Raw genomic sequence first — 18297 nt, 5'->3', positions numbered from 1 at the left:
TGACCTCGAACGCGATGCTGAAATGGCAGGAGGATCGCCAAGTGGAATGGCATTACATCGCACCGGGTAAGCCCATGCAGAACGGCTTCGTGGAAAGCTTCAACGGCCGCCTGCGGGACGAGTGCCTAAACGAGCACCTGTTCCCCAACCTGCGCCATGCCCGCCATTTGATTGCGGCATGGCGCGACGACTACAACCATCACCGCCCGCACTCGAGTCTCGACGGGCTCACCCCGCGGGAGTATCACAAACGGTCAGAAGAGGACCAAACCCTGAACAGAGCTAACTTATAAACGCGGACTCTAAGGGGAGCAGGTCAAGAGATATATTTAAAAGAACGGAACAAGTCCGTATTTCTTATATCATTTTCCGATGACATGAAATTCATCATTGTTGCGGATGGATAAATGCTTACCGCACGTGCTTTCAGCTACCAGAATGATCTTATTGCAGGTCATGATGGGCTTACTTTTTTCAGGGTGAACGAAGTATCAGAATTCGAACGAAATAAGTTCAAATTCTGATTCAGCGTCAACCCGAAATGCTATAGATCAGGCCTTCCCTGCCCCGCGCCAGCTTTCGATCTTGCGGTACAGGGTCGAGGGGGAGACGTCGAGAACCCGCGCTGCCTTGGGGATCGACCCGCCATGCAGCGCGATCGTCGCCTCGATCAGCATCCGTTCGACCTCTGCCAGCGGGCGGCCGACAAGGCCGTCAAGCGTCATCGGTTCGGGGCTGCCGGGCGCGGGGGCCACCGCTTCGGCAGTCTGGGTTTCAAGCAGTTCGGCGGGCAGCATGGCGCGCGTCACCGTGGTCCCGTCGTTCAGCACGACCACATGGCGGATCGCGTTGAGAAGCTGGCGCACGTTGCCGGGCCAGTCGAGGTCGCGAAACAGCGCCCGCACATCCTCACCCAGCGTGGTGAAGGCGCGGCCCTCTTCGCGGGCGAAGCGCAGCAGCGCCTCGGTCGCGATGACGTTCACATCCTCGCCCCGTTCGCGCAGCGGCGGCATGTGGATCGGGACGACGTGAAGGCGATAATAAAGGTCCTCGCGGAACTGGCCGCGCCGGACCGCCTGAAGCGGATCGCGGTTGGTGGCGCAGACGATGCGCACATTGACCTTGCGGGGCCGCGTCGCGCCGACGGGCTGGATGGTGGAGGTCTGAAGGAAGCGCAAAAGCTTGGTCTGAAGGTTCAGGTCAAGCTCACAAATCTCATCCAGAAACAGCGTTCCGCCATCGGCCGAGGCGGCGGCGCCCGGCTTGTCCGAAATCGCGCCGGTGAAGGAGCCTTTCACATGGCCGAAGACCTCGGATTCCAGAAGCTCGGACGGGATCGCGCCGCAGTTCAGCGGCACGAAGGGGCCGTTGCGGCGGTTTGACAGATCATGGACCGCCTGCGCGCAAAGCTCTTTCCCGGTGCCGCTTTCACCGGTGATGAAGACCGTCGCCATCGACCGCGCGACCGAACGGATCTTGTCATAGACCTGCCCCATCACGACCGAGGCGCCGATGAACTCCCCCGGCGGAGGGGTTTCCGGCCGCGTCTCCGGCGTGTCGGCGGTATCGGTATGCGCGTCGGTGACCGCGTTCTGGACCGCGTTCAGAAAACGCTGTTCGTCGATGGGCTTGACGAGGAATTCATGCGCCCCCGCCCGCATCGCCGCCACCGCCTTGTTGATCGAGCCATTGGCGGTGATGACGATCACATGCGCGTCGGGCTTGACCGCCAGCATGTCCTGCAACAGATCAAGCCCGTCGCGATCCGGCAGCATCAGGTCCAAAAGCACGACCGCGGGCTTTTGCGTGCGAAACATCGCCAGCCCTGCGGCGGCGGTGCCGGCCGTCGTCACCTCATACCCCGCCGCCTTCAGGACCGATTCATAGACCAGTTGAAGCGAGGGCGTGTCTTCCACCAGAAGAAGCGGGGCGCTTGCCATCAGGCCTCCCCCCGGCTGGCTTTTTCCTTGGTGATGAAGTGGATCAGCCGGTCAAGTTGTCCCAGGCATTCGTCGCCCAGCGTGGCGATGTCGCCCTCGCTTTGCCGATGCGCGATGGCGTTCAGGTTCTGCGCCAGACCCGACAGCCTTTCGGCCCCCACGGCGCCCGCCAGCGCGATCAGGACATGGGTTTCGGCGCGGATCTTGGTCATGTCGTGTTCGGCAAGGCCCGCGACCAGATTGCGTTCGCAATTGCGCAGGTCGGCGGCAAGCCGGATCAGCAACTCGCGCGAGGCGTCCGGTCCCGCCACCTCGATCAGCCGGTCGAAGCAGTCGCGGTTGAACTCCGCCAGCCCTTCCTCGACCTGAATGGCGGCCTCTGCGTCGGTCAGCGCGCTGCGGCGCAGGACATTCGCGATCGCCTGGCCGAAGGTTTCAAGGCTGACGATGGGCTTGGCGAGGATCGCATCGGCGCCCGCGGCATAGATCGCGTCGCGGTTCGCCCTGAGGACATAGGCGGTGATGGCGACGATGGGCATCCGGGAATAGACGCGGTTATCGGCGCGCACGGTGCGGATCACGTCGATGCCGCCAAGGCGCGGCATCTCGATGTCGATCAGGGCCAGGTCGAATTCCTCACGCTCAAGCCAGTTGAGCGCCTGCACCCCGTCCGACGCGGTTTCGAATTCGGCGCCAAGCTGGCGCAGCATCTGGCCCAGCACAAGCTGGTTGGTCTCACTATCCTCGGCCAGAAGGACCTTGGTCCGGCTCAGGTCCGGCAGGTCGGGATGGTCGTCGCGCGCCGCGCTTGAGAAGACCGAGGGCGGCAGTTCCAGCGTCACCCGCGCCCCGCCGCCGTCAAGATTCTCCACCCCGATGGTGCCGCCGAGAGAGCCGGAGAGGTATTTGGAGATATGCATGCCAAGGCCCTGGCCGGGTTTGCCGGTGCCTTCGGGGCGGCCCTGATACTGAAACAGCCGGTCAAGCGCGCCGGTGGAAAAGCCCGGTCCCTGATCGGTGACGTCGATGCGAAGGCCGCCGGTCGCGCCAAGGCCCACCTCCATGCGGACCGTACCTTGATCGGTATACTTGATCGCGTTCGACAGGATGTTCGACAGGATCCGGTCCAGCGATATCCGGTCGACAGTCAGGACCTGCGGCAGGTTCGCGTCCCGGTGACAGGCCAGCGTCAGCCCCTTGGCCGTGGCCCGCCCGGACCAGCGCATCTCGATGTCGTAAAAGAAGCGGTCAAGCTGGACATTCGACGTTGTCCTTGGAAAGGTCGCGTCTTCCCCGAAGAGAATGATCATCGCCTCTTCCAGAAGGCGGGCGAGCGTTTCGCTTGACGTGCGGACCCGTTCCAGTTGCAGCCGCGTGGCCGGGTCCATCCCCGCCTGATCGATCAGGCGCAGCCCGCCGATGATGTCGGAGACGGCGGCGCGGACGTCATGACCCAGAAGGTTCATGTTCCCCGCGTCGGTCGATCCGTCGTCGCCGTTATTCTGCGTTCGGCCGAGTTGCATCAATCTTTACCTGGAACTGCCCTCGGTCGAAATCTGAACACAAGTGGAGGTTGCATGATGTTTGCTTTCTATGCGACGAAACGCATTCCTCCAACTTGTCTGAAACGACAGGTCCGGCGCGCATGATAAATCACGCGGCCGGACCCGATTGTTTCGCGATTTGTGGCGCAAAGTCACTGTGACGGATAGCCCAGCCCCTTCAATGCTGTTGCAATCTCATCCAGGATGGCCGGATCGTCGATGGTTGCGGGCATCTTGTAGGTCTCGCCATCGGCGATCTTGACCATGGTCGCGCGCAGGATCTTGCCCGACCGGGTCTTGGGCAGCCGGTCGACGACGCAGGCCAGCTTGAAGGCCGCGACGGGGCCGATCTGGTTGCGCACCAGCTTGACGCATTCCTTGACGATCTCTTCCGAGGGACGGTTGGTCCCCTTGTTCAGGCAGAGAAAGCCCAGCGGCATCTGGCCCTTCAACTGGTCGGCCACGCCGATGACCGCGCATTCGGCGACGTCGTCATGGCCCGCCAGAACCTCTTCCATAGCACCTGTGGACAGGCGATGGCCCGCGACGTTGATGACATCGTCGGTGCGCGCCATGATGTAGAGATAGCCGTCCTCGTCGATATAGCCCGCGTCGCCGGTTTCGTAATAGCCGGGGAACTGGGTGAGGTAGCTTTTGCGAAACCGCTCTTCCGCGTTCCACAGGCCCGGCAGCGTTCCCGGCGGCAGCGGCAGCTTGACCGCGATGGCGCCAAGATCGCCCGATTTCACCGGATGGCCGCCTTCGTCCAGCACCTTCACGTCATAGCCCGGCATCGGGACAGAGGGGGAGCCGATCTTGACCGGCAGTTCCTCGATCCCGAGCGGGTTCCCGGCGATGGCCCAGCCGGTTTCGGTCTGCCACCAGTGGTCGATCACCGGCACGCGCAGGTGGCGCTGCGCCCATTTGATCGTGTCGGGGTCCGCACGCTCACCCGCAAGGAACAGGGCCTGAAGGTGGCGCAGGTTGTATTCCTTGATCAGCTCCCCGTTCGGGTCCTCGCGCTTGATCGCGCGCAGCGCCGTGGGCGCGGTGAAGAACGACTTCACCTTGTGGTTCTGGATCACGCGCCAGAAGGTGCCCGCGTCGGGCGTGCCGACCGGCTTGCCCTCGAACACGATCGTCGTGCAGCCCGCGATCAGCGGCCCGTAGCAGATATAGGAATGCCCGACGACCCAGCCCACGTCCGAGGCGGCCCAGAACACGTCGCCCGCCCCGACGTTGTAAAGGTTCTTCATCGTCCAGTTCAGCGCGACGAGGTGGCCGGCGGTCGGTCGCACCACGCCTTTCGGCGCGCCGGTCGTGCCTGAGGTATAGAGGATATAGACCGGGTGGTTGCCCTCGACCGGAACGCAATCGGCAGGCTCAACGCCATACTGGAACGCATGCCAGCCGAAGTCGCGCCCTTCGACCAGTTTCGCCACCTCCTGCTCGCGTTGCAGGATGACGCAGAAATCGGGTTTGTGCTTCGCCTGGTCGATGGCGGCATCGAGAAGCGGCTTGTAATGCACGACCCGGCCGGGTTCGAGCCCGCAGGACGCCGCGATGATCGCCTTCGGTGTGGCGTCGTCGATCCGCACGGCCAGCTCATGCGCCGCGAAGCCGCCGAAGACGACCGAATGGATCGCGCCGAGGCGGGAACAGGCCAGCATCGCCTCAAGCGCTTCTGGCACCATCGGCATGTAGATGATGACGCGGTCGCCCTTGCCGACGCCCTTGGCCTTCAGCGCCCCGGCAAGGCTTGCCACGCGGTCGCGCAGCTCGCGATAGGTGATGCCCTTGGTGGAATGGGTGATCGGGCTGTCATGGATGATGGCCAGCTGCTCTCCGCGTCCGGCCTCCACATGGCGGTCGACGGCATTCCAGCAGGTGTTGACCATGCCGTCAGAGAACCATTCGTAAAGCGGTGCATTCTCGGAGAAGAGCGCCTTGCTCGGCGGTTCGACCCAGTCGATGGCCTCGGCCGCCTTCATCCAGAACGCATCCGGGTGGGTCTTCCAGCTACTGTAGACATCCTCATACGACATGGCATTCTCCTCCGAACTGCTATGCAACTGTTACGGAGCGAAAACGCACCGGGCAAGCGCGTTACCGTTCACATCCGGGGCGGGGGCGGAAGAATTTGCAGAACCGCGGGGCGGCGGGGCGCAATGATTTGCAAATGTCGTTTTTCGGGTAAAAATCGCAGGCGATGCCGGGCCGTGTTTGCAAACCGGCCCGGCCCGGCGCCTGCTCAACCGTAATGCGTGACCGGCGTCCCGGCGATGGCGGACATGTTCAAAAGCCCCCGCGCGGTGATCGACGGGGTCACGATATGGGCCTTGTTGCCCATCCCCATCAGGATCGGCCCGACCTCAAGCCCGCCCGCCTTGTGCTTGAGCATGTTGCGCGCGGTGTTGGCGGCATCCGTATAGGCGAAGACGAGGATATTCGCCGCGCCCTCGATCCGGCTGCCGGGCAGGATGCGTTCGCGCAGTTCCGGGTCCAGCGCGGCATCGGCCGACATCTCGCCCTCATAGGTGAAATCGACTCCGCGCTGGTCCAGAAGCGCGATCGCGGCGCGCATCCGCACGCCCGAATCCGACTGGAGGCTGCCGAAGTTCGAATGCGAACACAGCGCCACCTTCGGCGTCACCCCGAAACGGCGGGCATGGCGGGCGGCGCCGATGATCGTCGTCGCGATCTGTTCGGGCGTGGGGACGGCGTTCACATGGGTGTCGGCGATGAAGATCGGGCCGTCTTCCTGGATCATCAGGCTCAGCGCGCCATGCGCCGTCAGCCCGTCGCGGGCCAGGACCTGGCTGATATAGTTCAGGTGCCAGCCGAACTGCCCGAAGGTGCCGCAGATCATGCTGTCGGCATCGCCCCGGTGAACGGCGATGGCGGCGATGGCGGTGGTGTTGGTGCGCATGATCGCGCGGGCAAGGTCGGGCGTGACGCCCCGGCGCGCCATCAGGTCGTGATAGCTGCCCCAGTAGTCGCGGTAACGCGGGTCGTTTTCGGGGTTCACGATCTCAAAATCCCGACCGGGCCGGATCGGCAGGCCCGCGCGTTCGCAGCGCCGCTCGATCACCTCGGGGCGGCCGATCAGGATCGGGCTGTCGGTCATCTCCTCCAGCATCGCGTTGGCGGCGCGCAGGACCCGCTCATCCTCGCCTTCGGAAAAGACGATGCGGCGGTTGGCGCTGCGCGCGGCCTCGAAGACCGGCCGCATGATAAGGGCGGATTTGAAGACCGAGCCGTCAAGCTTGCGCCGGTAGCTGTCCAGATCCTCGATCGGCCGCGTCGCGACGCCGGTTTCCATCGCCGCCCGCGCGACCGAGGAGGCGACGGTGCCGATCAGGCGCGGATCGAAGGGCTTCGGGATCAGGTAATCGGGGCCAAAGGTCAGCTTTTCGCCGCGATAGGCCGCCGCCGCCTCGGCGCTCGTGGTGGCGCGGGCAAGGGCCGCGATGCCGTCGATGCAGGCCAGTTCCATCTCATCGTTGATCGTCGTCGCGCCGACATCCAGCGCGCCGCGGAAGATGAAGGGAAAGCAAAGGACGTTGTTGACCTGGTTCGGGAAATCGCTGCGGCCCGTGGCGATGATGGCATCGGGCGCGACGGAACGCACCTCATCGGGCAGGATCTCGGGCGTGGGGTTGGCCAGCGCGAAGACGATGGGCTGGGCGGTCATCTTCGCGACCATCGCGGGCGTCAGGACACCGGGACCGGACAGGCCAAGGAACATGTCCGCGCCCTCGATCACCTCCTCCAGCGTCGCGGGGGCGGTGCCTTGCGCATAGGCGGCCTTCTGCGGCGTCATCTGGCTTTCGCGGCCGTGGTAGACGAGGCCCTCAATGTCGCAAAGCCAGACATTCTCGCGCCGCACGCCCAGCTTCAGCAACATGTCGAGGCAGGCGATCCCCGCCGCGCCGCCGCCGGTAGAGACGACTTTGATCTTGTCGAAATCCTTGCCCGCGACGTGCAGCGCATTGGTCGCCGCCGCGCCGACCACGATGGCGGTGCCATGCTGGTCGTCGTGAAAGACCGGGATATTCATCCGCTCGCGGCAAAGCCGTTCGACGATGAAGCAGTCGGGCGCCTTGATGTCCTCAAGGTTGATCGCGCCGAAGGTCGGTTCCAGCGCGCAGACGATGTCGGCCAGCTTTTCCGGGTCGGGTTCGTTCACCTCGATGTCGAAGCAGTCGATATTGGCGAATTTCTTGAACAGGACCGCCTTGCCCTCCATCACCGGCTTTGACGCCATCGCACCGATATTGCCAAGGCCCAGCACGGCGGTGCCATTGGTGACGACGGCGACGAGATTGCCGCGCGCGGTGTAGCGGCTGACGGTGGCGGGATCGGCCTTGATCTCAAGACAGGCCTCGGCCACGCCGGGGGAATAGGCGCGGGCCAGGTCGCGGCCGTTGGCAAGCGGCTTGGTGGCGCGGATCTCAAGCTTTCCGGGCTTGGGATGCTCGTGATAGTCAAGGGCGGCCTGACGCGCGTTTTCCTGTCTGGTCTCGTCCACGTCCTGTCCTCCGCTGTTTCATTTAACGCTAAACTATCTTCCGGGGACACGGAAGGGACCTTCCGCGACGGGCCTTCGCCGCAGGGTCAAGGGGCCGCGTGGTTGGATTCCGCTTCTGAATCGCGCGGGGCGGACCTAAAGTCGCGGGCGAGGGGACCGGTCCGCAATGAAAAGAGGGCGAGATGGGGTATGAGACATTGCTGAAGGCCGCCACGGCGGTGCGCGACAACGCCTATGCGCCCTATTCGCATTTCAAGGTCGGCGCGGCGGTACGCGGGGCGTCGGGGCGGATCTATCAGGGCTGCAACGTCGAAAACGCCGCCTATCCCGAAGGCACCTGTGCCGAGGCGGGCGCCATCGCCGCCATGGTCGCGGCGGGCGAGACGGAGTTGCGTGAGGTCGCCGTCATCGCCGATTGCCCGCACCCGGTGCCGCCCTGCGGCGGCTGTCGGCAGAAACTGGCGGAGTTCGGGCGCCACGACGTCAAGGTGACGCTGGCCACGGTCGAGGGCGCGACGCTGGAAACCTCCATCGGCGATCTGCTTCCGGGCAGTTTCGGCGCGGGCCACATGGACAGGTCGTGATGCCGGACGCCCGGACCATCATTGCCGCGCTGCGCGACCGCAAGGGCCTGCCGGGGGCGTCGGCGGAATGGTTCGCCGATGGACTTGCCTCGGACGGGGTGACCGATGCGCAGGCGGGCGCTTTCGCGATGGCGGTTTTCCTCAACGGGCTGTCCGAGGCCGAAAGGGTGGGCCTGACACTGGCGATGCGCGATAGCGGGCAGGTGCTGGACTGGGCCTTGCCGGGGCCGGTTCTCGACAAGCATTCGACCGGGGGGATCGGCGATTGCACGTCGCTCCTGCTCGCCCCGGCGCTGGCGGCTTGCGGGGCCTATGTGCCGATGATCTCGGGCCGCGGGCTTGGCCATACCGGCGGCACGCTGGACAAGCTTGAGGCGATACCGGGCTATCGCACCGATATTTCGACCGACGACCTGCATCGCCTTGTCGCCGATACCGGCTGTGCGATCATCGGCGCGACCGGGGACATCGCCCCCGCCGACCGCCGCCTTTATGCGATCCGCGACGTCACCGGGACGGTCGAATCCATTGACCTTATCACTGCCTCCATCCTGTCGAAGAAACTCGCCGCCGGGCTTCAGGGCCTTGTCTTGGACGTCAAGGTCGGCACCGGCGCCTTCATGAAGACAATGGACCGGGCCGAGGCGCTGGCGAAATCGCTGGTCGCGACGGCGGAAGGGGCGGGGTGCCGGGCGGCGGCGCTCATCACCGACATGAACCAGCCGCTCGCCTCCTCTGCCGGGAACGCGCTTGAGGTGCTTGAGGCGATGGAGACGATGACCGGCAACGCCGTCAATCAGGCGCTTTGGGACGTGACCGTTGCGTTGGGGGCCGAGGCGCTGGTCCTGGGCGGGCTGGCGAGCGATGAAGAGGACGGCGCCGATCAGGTGGATGAGGCGCTGACATCGGGCCGCGCGGCCGAGGTCTTTGGTCGCATGGTCGCGGCGCTGGGTGGACCGGGCGATTTCGTCGACCGCTATCCCGACCGGCTGCCCGCCGCGCGGGTCGTGCGTGACGTTCCCGCGCCGCGCGCCGGGTTCGTGACCGAAATCGACGCCGAGGCGCTGGGCCATGCCGTCGTCCATCTGGGCGGCGGGCGGCTGCGGGGCGGCGACAGGATCAACCCCTCGGTCGGCCTGTCGGACATGATGCCGATTGGTGAGCCGCTGGCGGCAGGCGAAACCATCGCCCGCATCCACGCCGCCAGCGACGGGGATGCCGAGGCGGCGCTGGCCGCCGTGATCGCCGCCTACCGGATCGGTGAGGACGACCCCGAAGAACCGCCCCTGATCCATGACAGGATCGTCGCATGACCCGCGCCTTCCTGATCGTGATGGACAGCGTCGGCGCGGGCGGCGCGCCCGATGCCGATACGTTCTTCAACGGCGATGTACCCGATACCGGCGCCTCTACGCTGGGCCATATTGCCGCCGCCTGCGCCGGGGGCCGGGCCGAGGAGGGGCGGAGCGGCCCCTTGAGGATGCCCAACCTCGATGCGCTGGGGCTGGGCGCGGCGGTGCGGCTGGCCTCGGGCGCCGATATGCCGGGGCTCACCGCCGACCCCGCCGGGCGCTGGGGCGCGGCGACAGAGGTGTCGCGCGGCAAGGACACGCCGTCCGGGCATTGGGAACTGGCGGGTGTCCCGGTGCCGTGGGACTGGCACTATTTCCCCGACACCGTCCCCGCCTTCCCGCAGGACCTGATGGATGAGGTGGCGCGGCTTTGCGGCGCGGGCGGCACGCTGGGCAATTGCCATGCCTCAGGCGTTCCGATCATCGAGGAACACTGCGCCGAACACATGCGCACCGGCTGGCCGATCTGCTACACTTCGGCTGACAGCGTGTTTCAGATCGCCTGCCATGAGGAAAGCTTTGGCCTCGACCGGCTGTTGCAGCTCTGCCAGGACATCGCGCCCCGGCTGCATGCGATGAAGGTCGGCCGCGTGATTGCGCGGCCCTTCACCGGCGGGCCGGGAAATTTCCGCCGCACCGCCAACCGTCATGACTACGCGATCGCGCCGCCGTCGCCGACGCTCTGCGACTGGGTCCACGCCGCCGGGCGCAAGGTCCATGCCATCGGCAAGATCGGCGACATCTTCTCCATGCGCGGGATAGACGATGTGAGGAAGGGGACGGATTCTGTCCTTTTCGAACATCTGATGGCGGCGGTTGAGGGGGCTGAGGGTGGGTCCTTGACCTTTGCGAACTTCGTGGAATTCGACACGCTCTACGGCCACCGCCGCGACGTCTCGGGCTATGCCCGTGCGCTGGAATGGTTCGACGGGCAGGTGGCGGGCTTCCTTGCGGCGCTGCGGCCCGGCGATCTGGCGATCTTCACCGCCGATCACGGCAACGATCCGACATGGGTTGGCACCGACCACACCCGCGAGCGCGTCCCGGTCGTAATGGCGGGCGCGGGGGCGGGCGGCCTTGGCCAGATCGCCTTCACCGATGTCGCGGCCACGGTTGCCGCGCATCTGGGCGTTCCGTCGCAAGGGCCGGGAAGGAGCGTTCTGTGACCCTGCCGAAGATCGAACTGCACCTGCATCTGGAAGGGGCGGCGCCGCCCGCCTTCGTGCGCGGTCTGGCGACCGAGAAGAAGATCGACATTTCCGGCATCTTCGACGACCGGGGCAACTACGCCTATACCGACTTCTGGCACTTCCTGAAGGTCTATGAGGCCGCGACCTCGGTCCTTACCACGCCCGCCGACTACGCCCGCCTGACCCGCGCGGTTCTGGCCGAAAGCGCGGCTTCGGGGGTGATCTATTCGGAATGCTTCCTCAGCCCCGATTTCTGCGGCGGGCGGGACGTGGGCGCCTGGCGCGAATACCTCCATGCGATTCGCGAGGCGGCGGAGGAGGCAGAACGGCAGGACGGTATCACGCTGCGTGGCATCGTCACGCCGATCCGCCATTTCGGACCCGAGAAGGCGCGTGAGACTGCGCTCTGCGCCGCCGAGACGGCGGGCGACTGGCTGGTCGGCTTCGGCCTTGCCGGGGATGAGAAGGTCGGTCGGCCCAAGGATTTCGCCTGGTCCTTCGATTGCGCGCGTGAGGCCGGGTTGCGGCTGACCTGCCATGCGGGCGAATGGGGCGGCCCCGACAGTGTGCGCGATGCCGTCCGCGATCTGCGGGTGGAGCGGATCGGCCACGGCGTCCGCGCCATCGAGGACCCCGCACTGGTCGATGAACTGGCCGAGGCGGGTATCGTGCTTGAGGTCTGTCCGGGGTCCAATGTTGCCTTGAAGCTTTACCCGAACTTTCGTGCGCATCCAATTGAAAAGCTTATGGAACGCGGCGTGAAGGTGACGGTCTCCACCGACGATCCACCCTTCTTCCACACGACCATGGCGCGCGAATACGATGCGCTGGCCGAGGCGTTCGGCTGGGATGACGGCGTCTTTCGCCAGATCGCCGACACCTCGATCCGCGCTGCATTCTGCATGGAAGAAACGCGCGACAAGATACTGAAGAGACTGGAGAAAGCGCATGCTTGAACACCTGACCGTCGTCACCCACCCGCTGGTGCAGCACAAGCTGACCCTGATGCGCGACAAGGACGCGTCGACCAATTCCTTCCGCCGCCTGCTGCGCGAAATCAGCCAGCTTCTCGCCTATGAAATCACGCGCGAGATGGAGATGACGACCAGGCGTATCCAGACCCCGCTCTGCGAGATGGACGCGCCGGTGATCGACGGCAAGAAGCTTGCGCTCATCTCGATCCTGCGGGCGGGGAATGGGCTTCTGGACGGGGTGCTGGAACTGATCCCGGCCGCCCGTGTCGGGTTCGTGGGGCTTTACCGCGACGAGGCGACGCTTCAGCCGGTGCAGTATTACTACAAGGTTCCGGCGGGGCTTGAGGACCGGCTGGTGATCGCGCTCGATCCAATGCTGGCCACCGGGAATTCCTCGGCCGCGGCGGTGGACCTGCTGAAGAAATCGGGCGCGCGGAACATCCGCTTCATGTGCCTTCTGGCCGCGCCGGAAGGGGTGGCGCGGATGAAAGAGGCCCATCCCGACGTGCCGATCGTCACAGCGGCTGTGGATGAGCGTCTGAACGAACATGGATATATTGTGCCGGGGCTAGGGGATGCGGGCGACCGCATGTTTGGCACAAAATAGGCCGTATCCCCTTTACGCGGGCCGCCCGGTTTGGCATCCTTCCGCGACAGATTCAGGGGCGGATGATGCGTGTATTTGCAGGGGTCGCGGTGGCGGCAGTGATGGCGGTTCTGGCCGGCGGTGTCGTCGTGGCGCAGGGGAACCAGGGGCCAAGGGAACTGCCCCCGGCAGATTTCGGTGGCAACCAGTATGTCGACAGCGCCGGGTGCGTCTTTCTGCGCGCGGGTCTTGGCGGGCAGACAAGCTGGGTCCCGCGTCTGGGGCGCGACCGCACCCCGGTCTGTGGCTATGAGCCGAGCGTGACGGCAGCCGCCGCTGCGCCGGTCGCCGCCGACCCCGCGCCGGACCCGGTTGCCGCGCCGGTCGAGGCCGCCCCGGCGCCTGCGGCCGCGCCTGCCACGGTGAAGCCCGCGCGGGCAAAGCCCGTACGCAAGACCGCCCGCAAGGCCAAGCGCGCGCCCGACAGCACAACCACCGCCCTTGTCCGGCAGAGTACCGTCGCCAAGGCGAACACCTACTGCGCCGACCGGATCGACACGGCACAGCGCTACTTGCTCAGCGACGGGCGCCGGGTGACGCAATGTGACGACAGCGCGACGGGTGCGGCGGTGCCTTACCTCAACGGCCTTGGCGTGCCGGGCCTGACGGTGACGGACCGCGCCCCGACGGCGGCCGAGATCCGCCGCGCCGAGACCGCCAATCAGGGCGGCTACCGCGTGACCTATGCCAAGGGTAACCTGACCGAGGCGGGCCGGGCCGCGATGGCGACGGAACCGGCCGGGGCCACGGGCGGGGCCTTTGTCCAGATCGGGGCCTTCGGCGATCCGGCCAATGCCGAACGCGCCATCGCGACGTTGAACGGGCTGGGGCTGCCGGTTTCGGTCGGTGTCGGCGGGCGGCTGAAGGTCATCCTTGCAGGCCCCTTCGCCAGCGCGGCCGAGGTGAGGGATGCCGTGACGCTGCTCCGGCGGAACGGCTACCCGGACGCCTATCCGACGCGCGGCTAAAGCGTTTCGGGTTTGCGTTGAGAAAGTAAGTATCGGAATTCGAACGAAATAAGTTCGAATTCTGAGTCAGTGTAAACCCGAAATGCCATAGGCGTTACCCGTCGCAGATCCCCTGAAGCGCGACCCAGTCGGTGTCGGTCATGACCGGCCTTGCGTCTTTCGCATGGGGATCGGCCTCGATCAGGGGCAGCGTCGTTTCCCCCGTCGGGTCGATGGCATAGGCGAAGGGGGTGCTGGAAATCCCGGCCTCGGCGAAACGCTGAAGCAACCTCTCGGGCCGGGGAAGCCAGTCACTGCCTGCAAGGATCACATCGCCATAGCCCTTCACCGCGTCCGCCGACAGCGACCCGGTGGTGATAAGGCCGATCGTCGCGCGCAACCCCGCATGGCGCAGAACGGCGCGGGTGGGGCCTGTGTCCTCTGCCGCCAGTTGCGCGGCGAGGATCGCGGCCGCCGCCACCTCGGGCCGGTCCTGCCCGTCGATCAGCGCATTCGGCAGGACAAGGACCCCGCCCGGCAGCATCCGGGGCCGTTTCAGCGGCGCGGGCAGGACATAGGTTTCGCCCCCGGTGCCAGTCATCCGGTCGCGCAGGCGCGTCAGCGCGGCGGTGCCTTCGACATTGCCGCAGGGCGCGCCGGTCAGCCGCTCCAGATCCTCAAGCGCGAGGCGGCCGAGGGCTTGCCGCGTCGCGAAGGGCAGGGCCTCGGCCGTGTGGTCGATGATGGCGCGTGGCAGCCAGAGGACCCCGACCGCCAGAACCGCCGCCAGAGCCGACCACATCAGCCAGCCGCGCAACCGACCCGGATGCGGCTTGCGGGCGGAAATGAGGGTGTGGACCTTGTCGATGGCCGCGACCATCGTCGCGTCCTCGATCTCCAACTCTTCGTCGGCATCGGCGGCGGGGGCATAGCGCGCAGGCACCTCGCCGGGGTTCAGGCGAAGGATCGCGGGCAGCGACCAATGGGTCAGCGCGCGTTGGCTGCGCGCCTCGGACAGCACAAGGGTCGCATCCCCGAAGGACACGATGACCTCGCGCTTCTGCGCCTCGGGCGCCTCGCGCCAGAGGCCGGTACATTCCAGTCTCTGGAATTCGGTAAGTGCCGTCATCTTCGGCCGCGACTGCCCTGTTCCCCACTTGGCCCGACCCTAGCCGAAGCGGCGGGGCAGGACAATTCCCGCCGGGGCGCGCACAGCGTCACACGTCCTTCGCGATCAGACGCAGTTCGAATTTCTGGCTTTTCCCGGTCGAGGTCTTGGGCAGGTCGCGAAAGACGATCTTCTTCGGCGTCTTGAACCCGGCCAGCCGGGTCCGGGTGAAGGCGATAAGTTCCTCTTCCGTCGCCATCTGGCCTTCTTTCAATTCCACGAAGGCGCAAGGCACCTCGCCCCATTTGTCGTCGGGCCGGGCGACCACGGCGCAAAGCGACACCGCCGGATGGTGCATCAGCGCGCCCTCCACCTCGACGGAAGAGATATTCTCGCCGCCCGAGATGATGATGTCCTTCGCCCGGTCGGTGATCTTGATGTAGCCGTCGGCATGCTGGAAGGCGACGTCGCCCGACCGGAAATAGCCGCCCCGGAACGCCTCTGCCGTCGCCTCGGGGTTCTTGAGGTAGCCCTTCATCACCGCATTGCCGCGAATCGCGATCTCCCCCGTCGAGTGGCCGTCCCACGGCACCGGATGGCCGTGATCGTCATGGACGGCGATGTCCTCCATGAAGGGCATCAGCACGCCGGTTCGCGCCTTGATGACCGCGCGGTCTTCCTGCGGGAGCGTGTCCCATTCCGCGTTCCAGATGCATTCGGTCACATGGCCATAGGTCTCTGTCAGCCCGTAGACCTGCGTCACGTTGAAGCCCAGCGGTTCGATCGCGGCCAGCGTGGCGGCGGCGGGCGGGGCGCCGGCGGTAAAGACCTCCACCACATGATCGAAGGCGCGGCGATCACCCTCCTTCGCCTGGATCAGCATGTTCAGCACGATGGGCGCGCCGCCGAAATGGGTGACGCCGTGATCGGCGATGGCGTCATAGATGTTCTTCGCCGTCACGTCGCGGCAGCAGACGACGGTGCCACCGACCGCAGGCATGCCCCAGGTGTGGCACCAGCCGTTGCAATGGAAAAGCGGCACGATGGTCAGGTAGACCGGGTGGATGCCCAGCTTCCACGCCACCGCCGTTCCCATCGCCAGCAGATAGGCGCCGCGATGGTGGTAGACCACGCCTTTCGGCCGCCCCGTCGTGCCGGAGGTGTAGTTGAGCGCGAGGCTCTCCCATTCATCCTCGGGCAGGATCCAGGGCGCATCGGGATCGCCCTCGGCCAGAAGATCCTCATAGGTGACATACCGGCCCGACGGTTCGAACCCCGCCTCTTCGTCCACGACCTCGATGATGGTCGGCCCATCGCCTTCCATCATCGCGATGGCGGTCTCGGCGAGGCCCAGAAGCGCGGTATCGACCAGCGCGATCTTCGCCTCGCCATGGCCGAAGATATAGCCCACCGTATCGACGTCGAGCCGCGTGTTGATCGTGTTCAGCACCGCCCCTGCCGCCGGGATGCCGAAACTCGCCTCGGCCTGGGCCGGGATGTTCGGCAGAAGGGTCGCCACCACATCGCCCGGCTTCACCCCGCGCCGCGCCAGAGCCGAGGCAAGGCGGCTGACCCGCGCGTGATAGTCGCGGTAGCTGCGCCGGGTCTTGCCGTAGATCATCGCCGTGTGGCCGGGAAAGATCGCCGCCGCGCGCGCAAGGAAGGAGAGCGGGGTCAGCGGCACGAAATTGGCCGCGTTGCGTTCAAGTCCGGTTTCGTCCCTCATCCAGCCCATTCTGCCCTCCCTCCGGCGCAAACGTGTCGCGAACAGGCGCGATTATTGCGGCTTGTCAGGCTCTTGGAAAGGACCAAGAGACGGAGCGTGGGTAGCATGGCGACTATTCCGATGACAGCGGCGGCGGACCGCACCCTTGCCGCCGCGGCGGCGATCCTCGGCTATGCGATCATCATCGGGTTTACCGACAATTTCGTCCGCGTGATCGCGGCGGATGCGGGGCTTTGGCAGTTTCACGCGCTGCGCGGCGTGATGGCGATGGCGATCCTCGGCGTCGCGGCCCGGCCGCTTGGCCTGCGCCTTGCGCCGCGAAACCTGCGCGCCGTGGCGGGGCGAAGCCTGATCCATGGCTGCGCGATGCTGATCTATTTCGGCTGCCTCGCCTTCCTGCCGGTGGCGACGGTGGCGGCGGGGCTTTTCACCGCGCCGATCTTCGTCCTCCTGATCTCCCGCTTCGCCTTCGGCCACGCGGTCGGCCCCTACCGGATCGCGGCGGTGCTGATCGGGTTTCTGGGTGTGATCCTCGTCCTCGGCCCCGCCTCGGGCGAACGGATCGGTGCGGCCACGGTCCTGCCGGTCGCGGCGGGGGCGCTTTATGCGCTGGGCAACCTCGCCACCCGCGAATGGTGCGCGGGCGAGACGGCCGAAACCCTGCTGGCGGGGTTCTTCGTGACGCTCGGCCTTTTCGGCGTGATCGGGATGATCGCCCTCGCGCTCTGGCCGGTCCCTGTGCCGGAGGGCGCGGCAGGCTTCGTCCTGCGTGGCGCGACGGTGCCGACCGGACCTTTCCTTTTCTGGACCTTCGTGCAGGCCGGAGGATCGCTGATCGGCGTCGGCCTGATGATCCGCGCCTACCAGATCGCGGCGGCGAGCCGGGTCGCGATCTTCGAATATGTCATCCTGCCCGCCAGCGCGCTCTGGTCCTACCTGCTCTGGGCAGAGGTCGTTTCCCCGCGCGCGGCACTTGGCATGGGGCTGATCTTCCTCGCCGGGCTTATCATCGTGCTCCGCCGACGCTAAGTTCGGCCCATGATCCTCTCACGCGGCCGCCGCTATATCTTCATCCATATCCCCAAGACCGGCGGCACGGCGCTGACGCTGGCGCTTGAGGGGCGCGCGATGAAGGATGACGTGATCGTCGCCGACACGCCCAAGGGCCGCGCGCGCCGCAGGCGGGTGCAGGGGGTGGAGACGGCAGGGCGGCTCTGGAAACACTCGACGCTTGCCGACATCGGCGGGCTGGCGCGCGATGCGGAGATCGCCGAGTTCTTCACCTTCACGCTGGTTCGCAACCCCTGGGACCGGATGGTCAGCTACTACCACTGGCTCAGGGTACAGGACTTCGCCCACCCGGCGGTCGCGCTGGCCAAACGCCTCGATTTCAGCGCCTTCCTGAACGCGCCCGATACCTGCGCCAGCTTTGCCGCCACCCCCTATGGCAGCTATATGCGCGACAGGACGGGCAAGGAGTGTTGCGATCTCTTCCTGCGTCTCGAACACTTCGCAGCCGACGCGCCCCGCCTTGAGGCGCATCTGGGCTTCCGCCTCGGTCCCCTGCCACGCGCCAACAGTTCCGAGCGCGCCCGCGACTGGCGGGGCTATTACAGCGATGCCGATGCCGCGCTTCTCGCCACCCTCTGCGCCGAGGATATCGCCCGCTTTGGCTACAGCTTCGATCCTGCGGCTTCTTCGTTGTGAAAATACTCCACGGGGGGTGCGGGGGGTGTGAAACCCCCCGCTGCCTCG

15 protein-coding genes are annotated in these 18297 nt (G+C 66.0%); 9 read left to right on the top strand and 6 right to left on the bottom strand.

The window, feature by feature from the left end; all coding sequences use genetic code 11:
• A partial coding sequence (locus LX70_RS05755; protein WP_146111550.1) for an integrase core domain-containing protein occupies window positions 1-293 on the top strand: 293 nt, incomplete at its 5' end.
• Window positions 294-551: 258 nt separating this feature from the next.
• On the opposite strand, the gene LX70_RS05750 is transcribed toward LX70_RS05755, so the two are convergent.
• From LX70_RS05750 to LX70_RS05735, 4 genes are all read right to left on the bottom strand, one after another.
• Window positions 552-1940 carry a sigma-54-dependent transcriptional regulator gene (locus LX70_RS05750; RefSeq protein WP_105513511.1) on the bottom strand — a complete coding sequence of 463 codons (1389 nt, stop codon included), beginning with the start codon at window positions 1938-1940 and terminating at the stop codon, window positions 552-554.
• On the bottom strand, window positions 1940-3463 hold the full coding sequence (locus tag LX70_RS05745; protein WP_105513510.1) for a response regulator: 1524 nt from the start codon (window positions 3461-3463) through the stop codon (window positions 1940-1942). Before LX70_RS05745 ends, LX70_RS05750 begins: the two co-directional genes overlap by 1 nt.
• Window positions 3464-3636: 173 nt before the next feature.
• On the bottom strand, window positions 3637-5529 hold the full coding sequence (gene prpE / locus LX70_RS05740) for a propionate-CoA ligase PrpE (RefSeq protein WP_105513509.1): 1893 nt from the start codon (window positions 5527-5529) through the stop codon (window positions 3637-3639).
• Window positions 5530-5735: 206 nt separating this feature from the next.
• Window positions 5736-8015 (bottom strand): NADP-dependent malic enzyme, encoded by a 2280-nt coding sequence (locus LX70_RS05735; RefSeq protein ID WP_105513508.1) that lies wholly within the window; start codon window positions 8013-8015, stop codon window positions 5736-5738.
• Window positions 8016-8197: 182 nt separating this feature from the next.
• Between LX70_RS05735 and LX70_RS05730 the strand changes: the two genes are divergently transcribed.
• From LX70_RS05730 to LX70_RS20675, 6 genes are all read left to right on the top strand, one after another.
• The gene (locus LX70_RS05730) at window positions 8198-8599 is read left to right on the top strand and encodes a cytidine deaminase (protein ID WP_105513507.1); all 402 of its coding nucleotides are present in this window, start codon (window positions 8198-8200) and stop codon (window positions 8597-8599) included.
• Window positions 8599-9912 carry a thymidine phosphorylase gene (locus LX70_RS05725; RefSeq protein ID WP_105513506.1) on the top strand — a complete coding sequence of 438 codons (1314 nt, stop codon included), beginning with the start codon at window positions 8599-8601 and terminating at the stop codon, window positions 9910-9912. The genes LX70_RS05730 and LX70_RS05725 overlap by 1 nt, the downstream gene beginning before the upstream one ends.
• Window positions 9909-11117, top strand: a complete 1209-nt coding sequence (locus LX70_RS05720; RefSeq protein WP_105513505.1) for a phosphopentomutase — start codon at window positions 9909-9911, stop codon at window positions 11115-11117. Before LX70_RS05725 ends, LX70_RS05720 begins: the two co-directional genes overlap by 4 nt.
• Complete coding sequence (locus tag LX70_RS05715; RefSeq protein ID WP_105513504.1) at window positions 11114-12097, top strand: adenosine deaminase; 984 nt, start codon at window positions 11114-11116, stop codon at window positions 12095-12097. Before LX70_RS05720 ends, LX70_RS05715 begins: the two co-directional genes overlap by 4 nt.
• Entirely contained in the window at window positions 12090-12722 is a 633-nt protein-coding gene (upp, locus tag LX70_RS05710; RefSeq protein WP_105513503.1) for a uracil phosphoribosyltransferase, read from the top strand. The genes LX70_RS05715 and upp overlap by 8 nt, the downstream gene beginning before the upstream one ends.
• Before the next feature lie 65 nt (window positions 12723-12787).
• Window positions 12788-13729 (top strand): SPOR domain-containing protein, encoded by a 942-nt coding sequence (locus tag LX70_RS20675; RefSeq protein ID WP_170076124.1) that lies wholly within the window; start codon window positions 12788-12790, stop codon window positions 13727-13729.
• Between the two features lie 94 nt (window positions 13730-13823).
• On the opposite strand, the gene LX70_RS05695 is transcribed toward LX70_RS20675, so the two are convergent.
• Window positions 13824-14837, bottom strand: a complete 1014-nt coding sequence (locus LX70_RS05695; RefSeq protein ID WP_105513501.1) for a hypothetical protein — start codon at window positions 14835-14837, stop codon at window positions 13824-13826.
• 88 nt (window positions 14838-14925) lie between these two features.
• Window positions 14926-16551: an AMP-binding protein gene (locus tag LX70_RS05690; protein WP_105513500.1), complete on the bottom strand. Its 1626-nt coding sequence runs from the start codon at window positions 16549-16551 to the stop codon at window positions 14926-14928.
• 96 nt (window positions 16552-16647) lie between these two features.
• Between LX70_RS05690 and LX70_RS05685 the strand changes: the two genes are divergently transcribed.
• Together LX70_RS05685 and LX70_RS05680 are read left to right on the top strand one after the other, a co-directional pair.
• On the top strand, window positions 16648-17571 hold the full coding sequence (locus LX70_RS05685) for a DMT family transporter (protein WP_245884945.1): 924 nt from the start codon (window positions 16648-16650) through the stop codon (window positions 17569-17571).
• Between the two features lie 9 nt (window positions 17572-17580).
• Complete coding sequence (locus LX70_RS05680; RefSeq protein WP_105513498.1) at window positions 17581-18249, top strand: sulfotransferase family 2 domain-containing protein; 669 nt, start codon at window positions 17581-17583, stop codon at window positions 18247-18249.
• Window positions 18250-18297 lie beyond the last annotated feature (48 nt).

Source organism: Albidovulum denitrificans (genome assembly GCF_002973535.1).
In the GTDB taxonomy this organism is placed as follows: domain Bacteria; phylum Pseudomonadota; class Alphaproteobacteria; order Rhodobacterales; family Rhodobacteraceae; genus Albidovulum; species Albidovulum denitrificans.
This window is presented reverse-complemented; position numbering and strand designations above follow the sequence as displayed.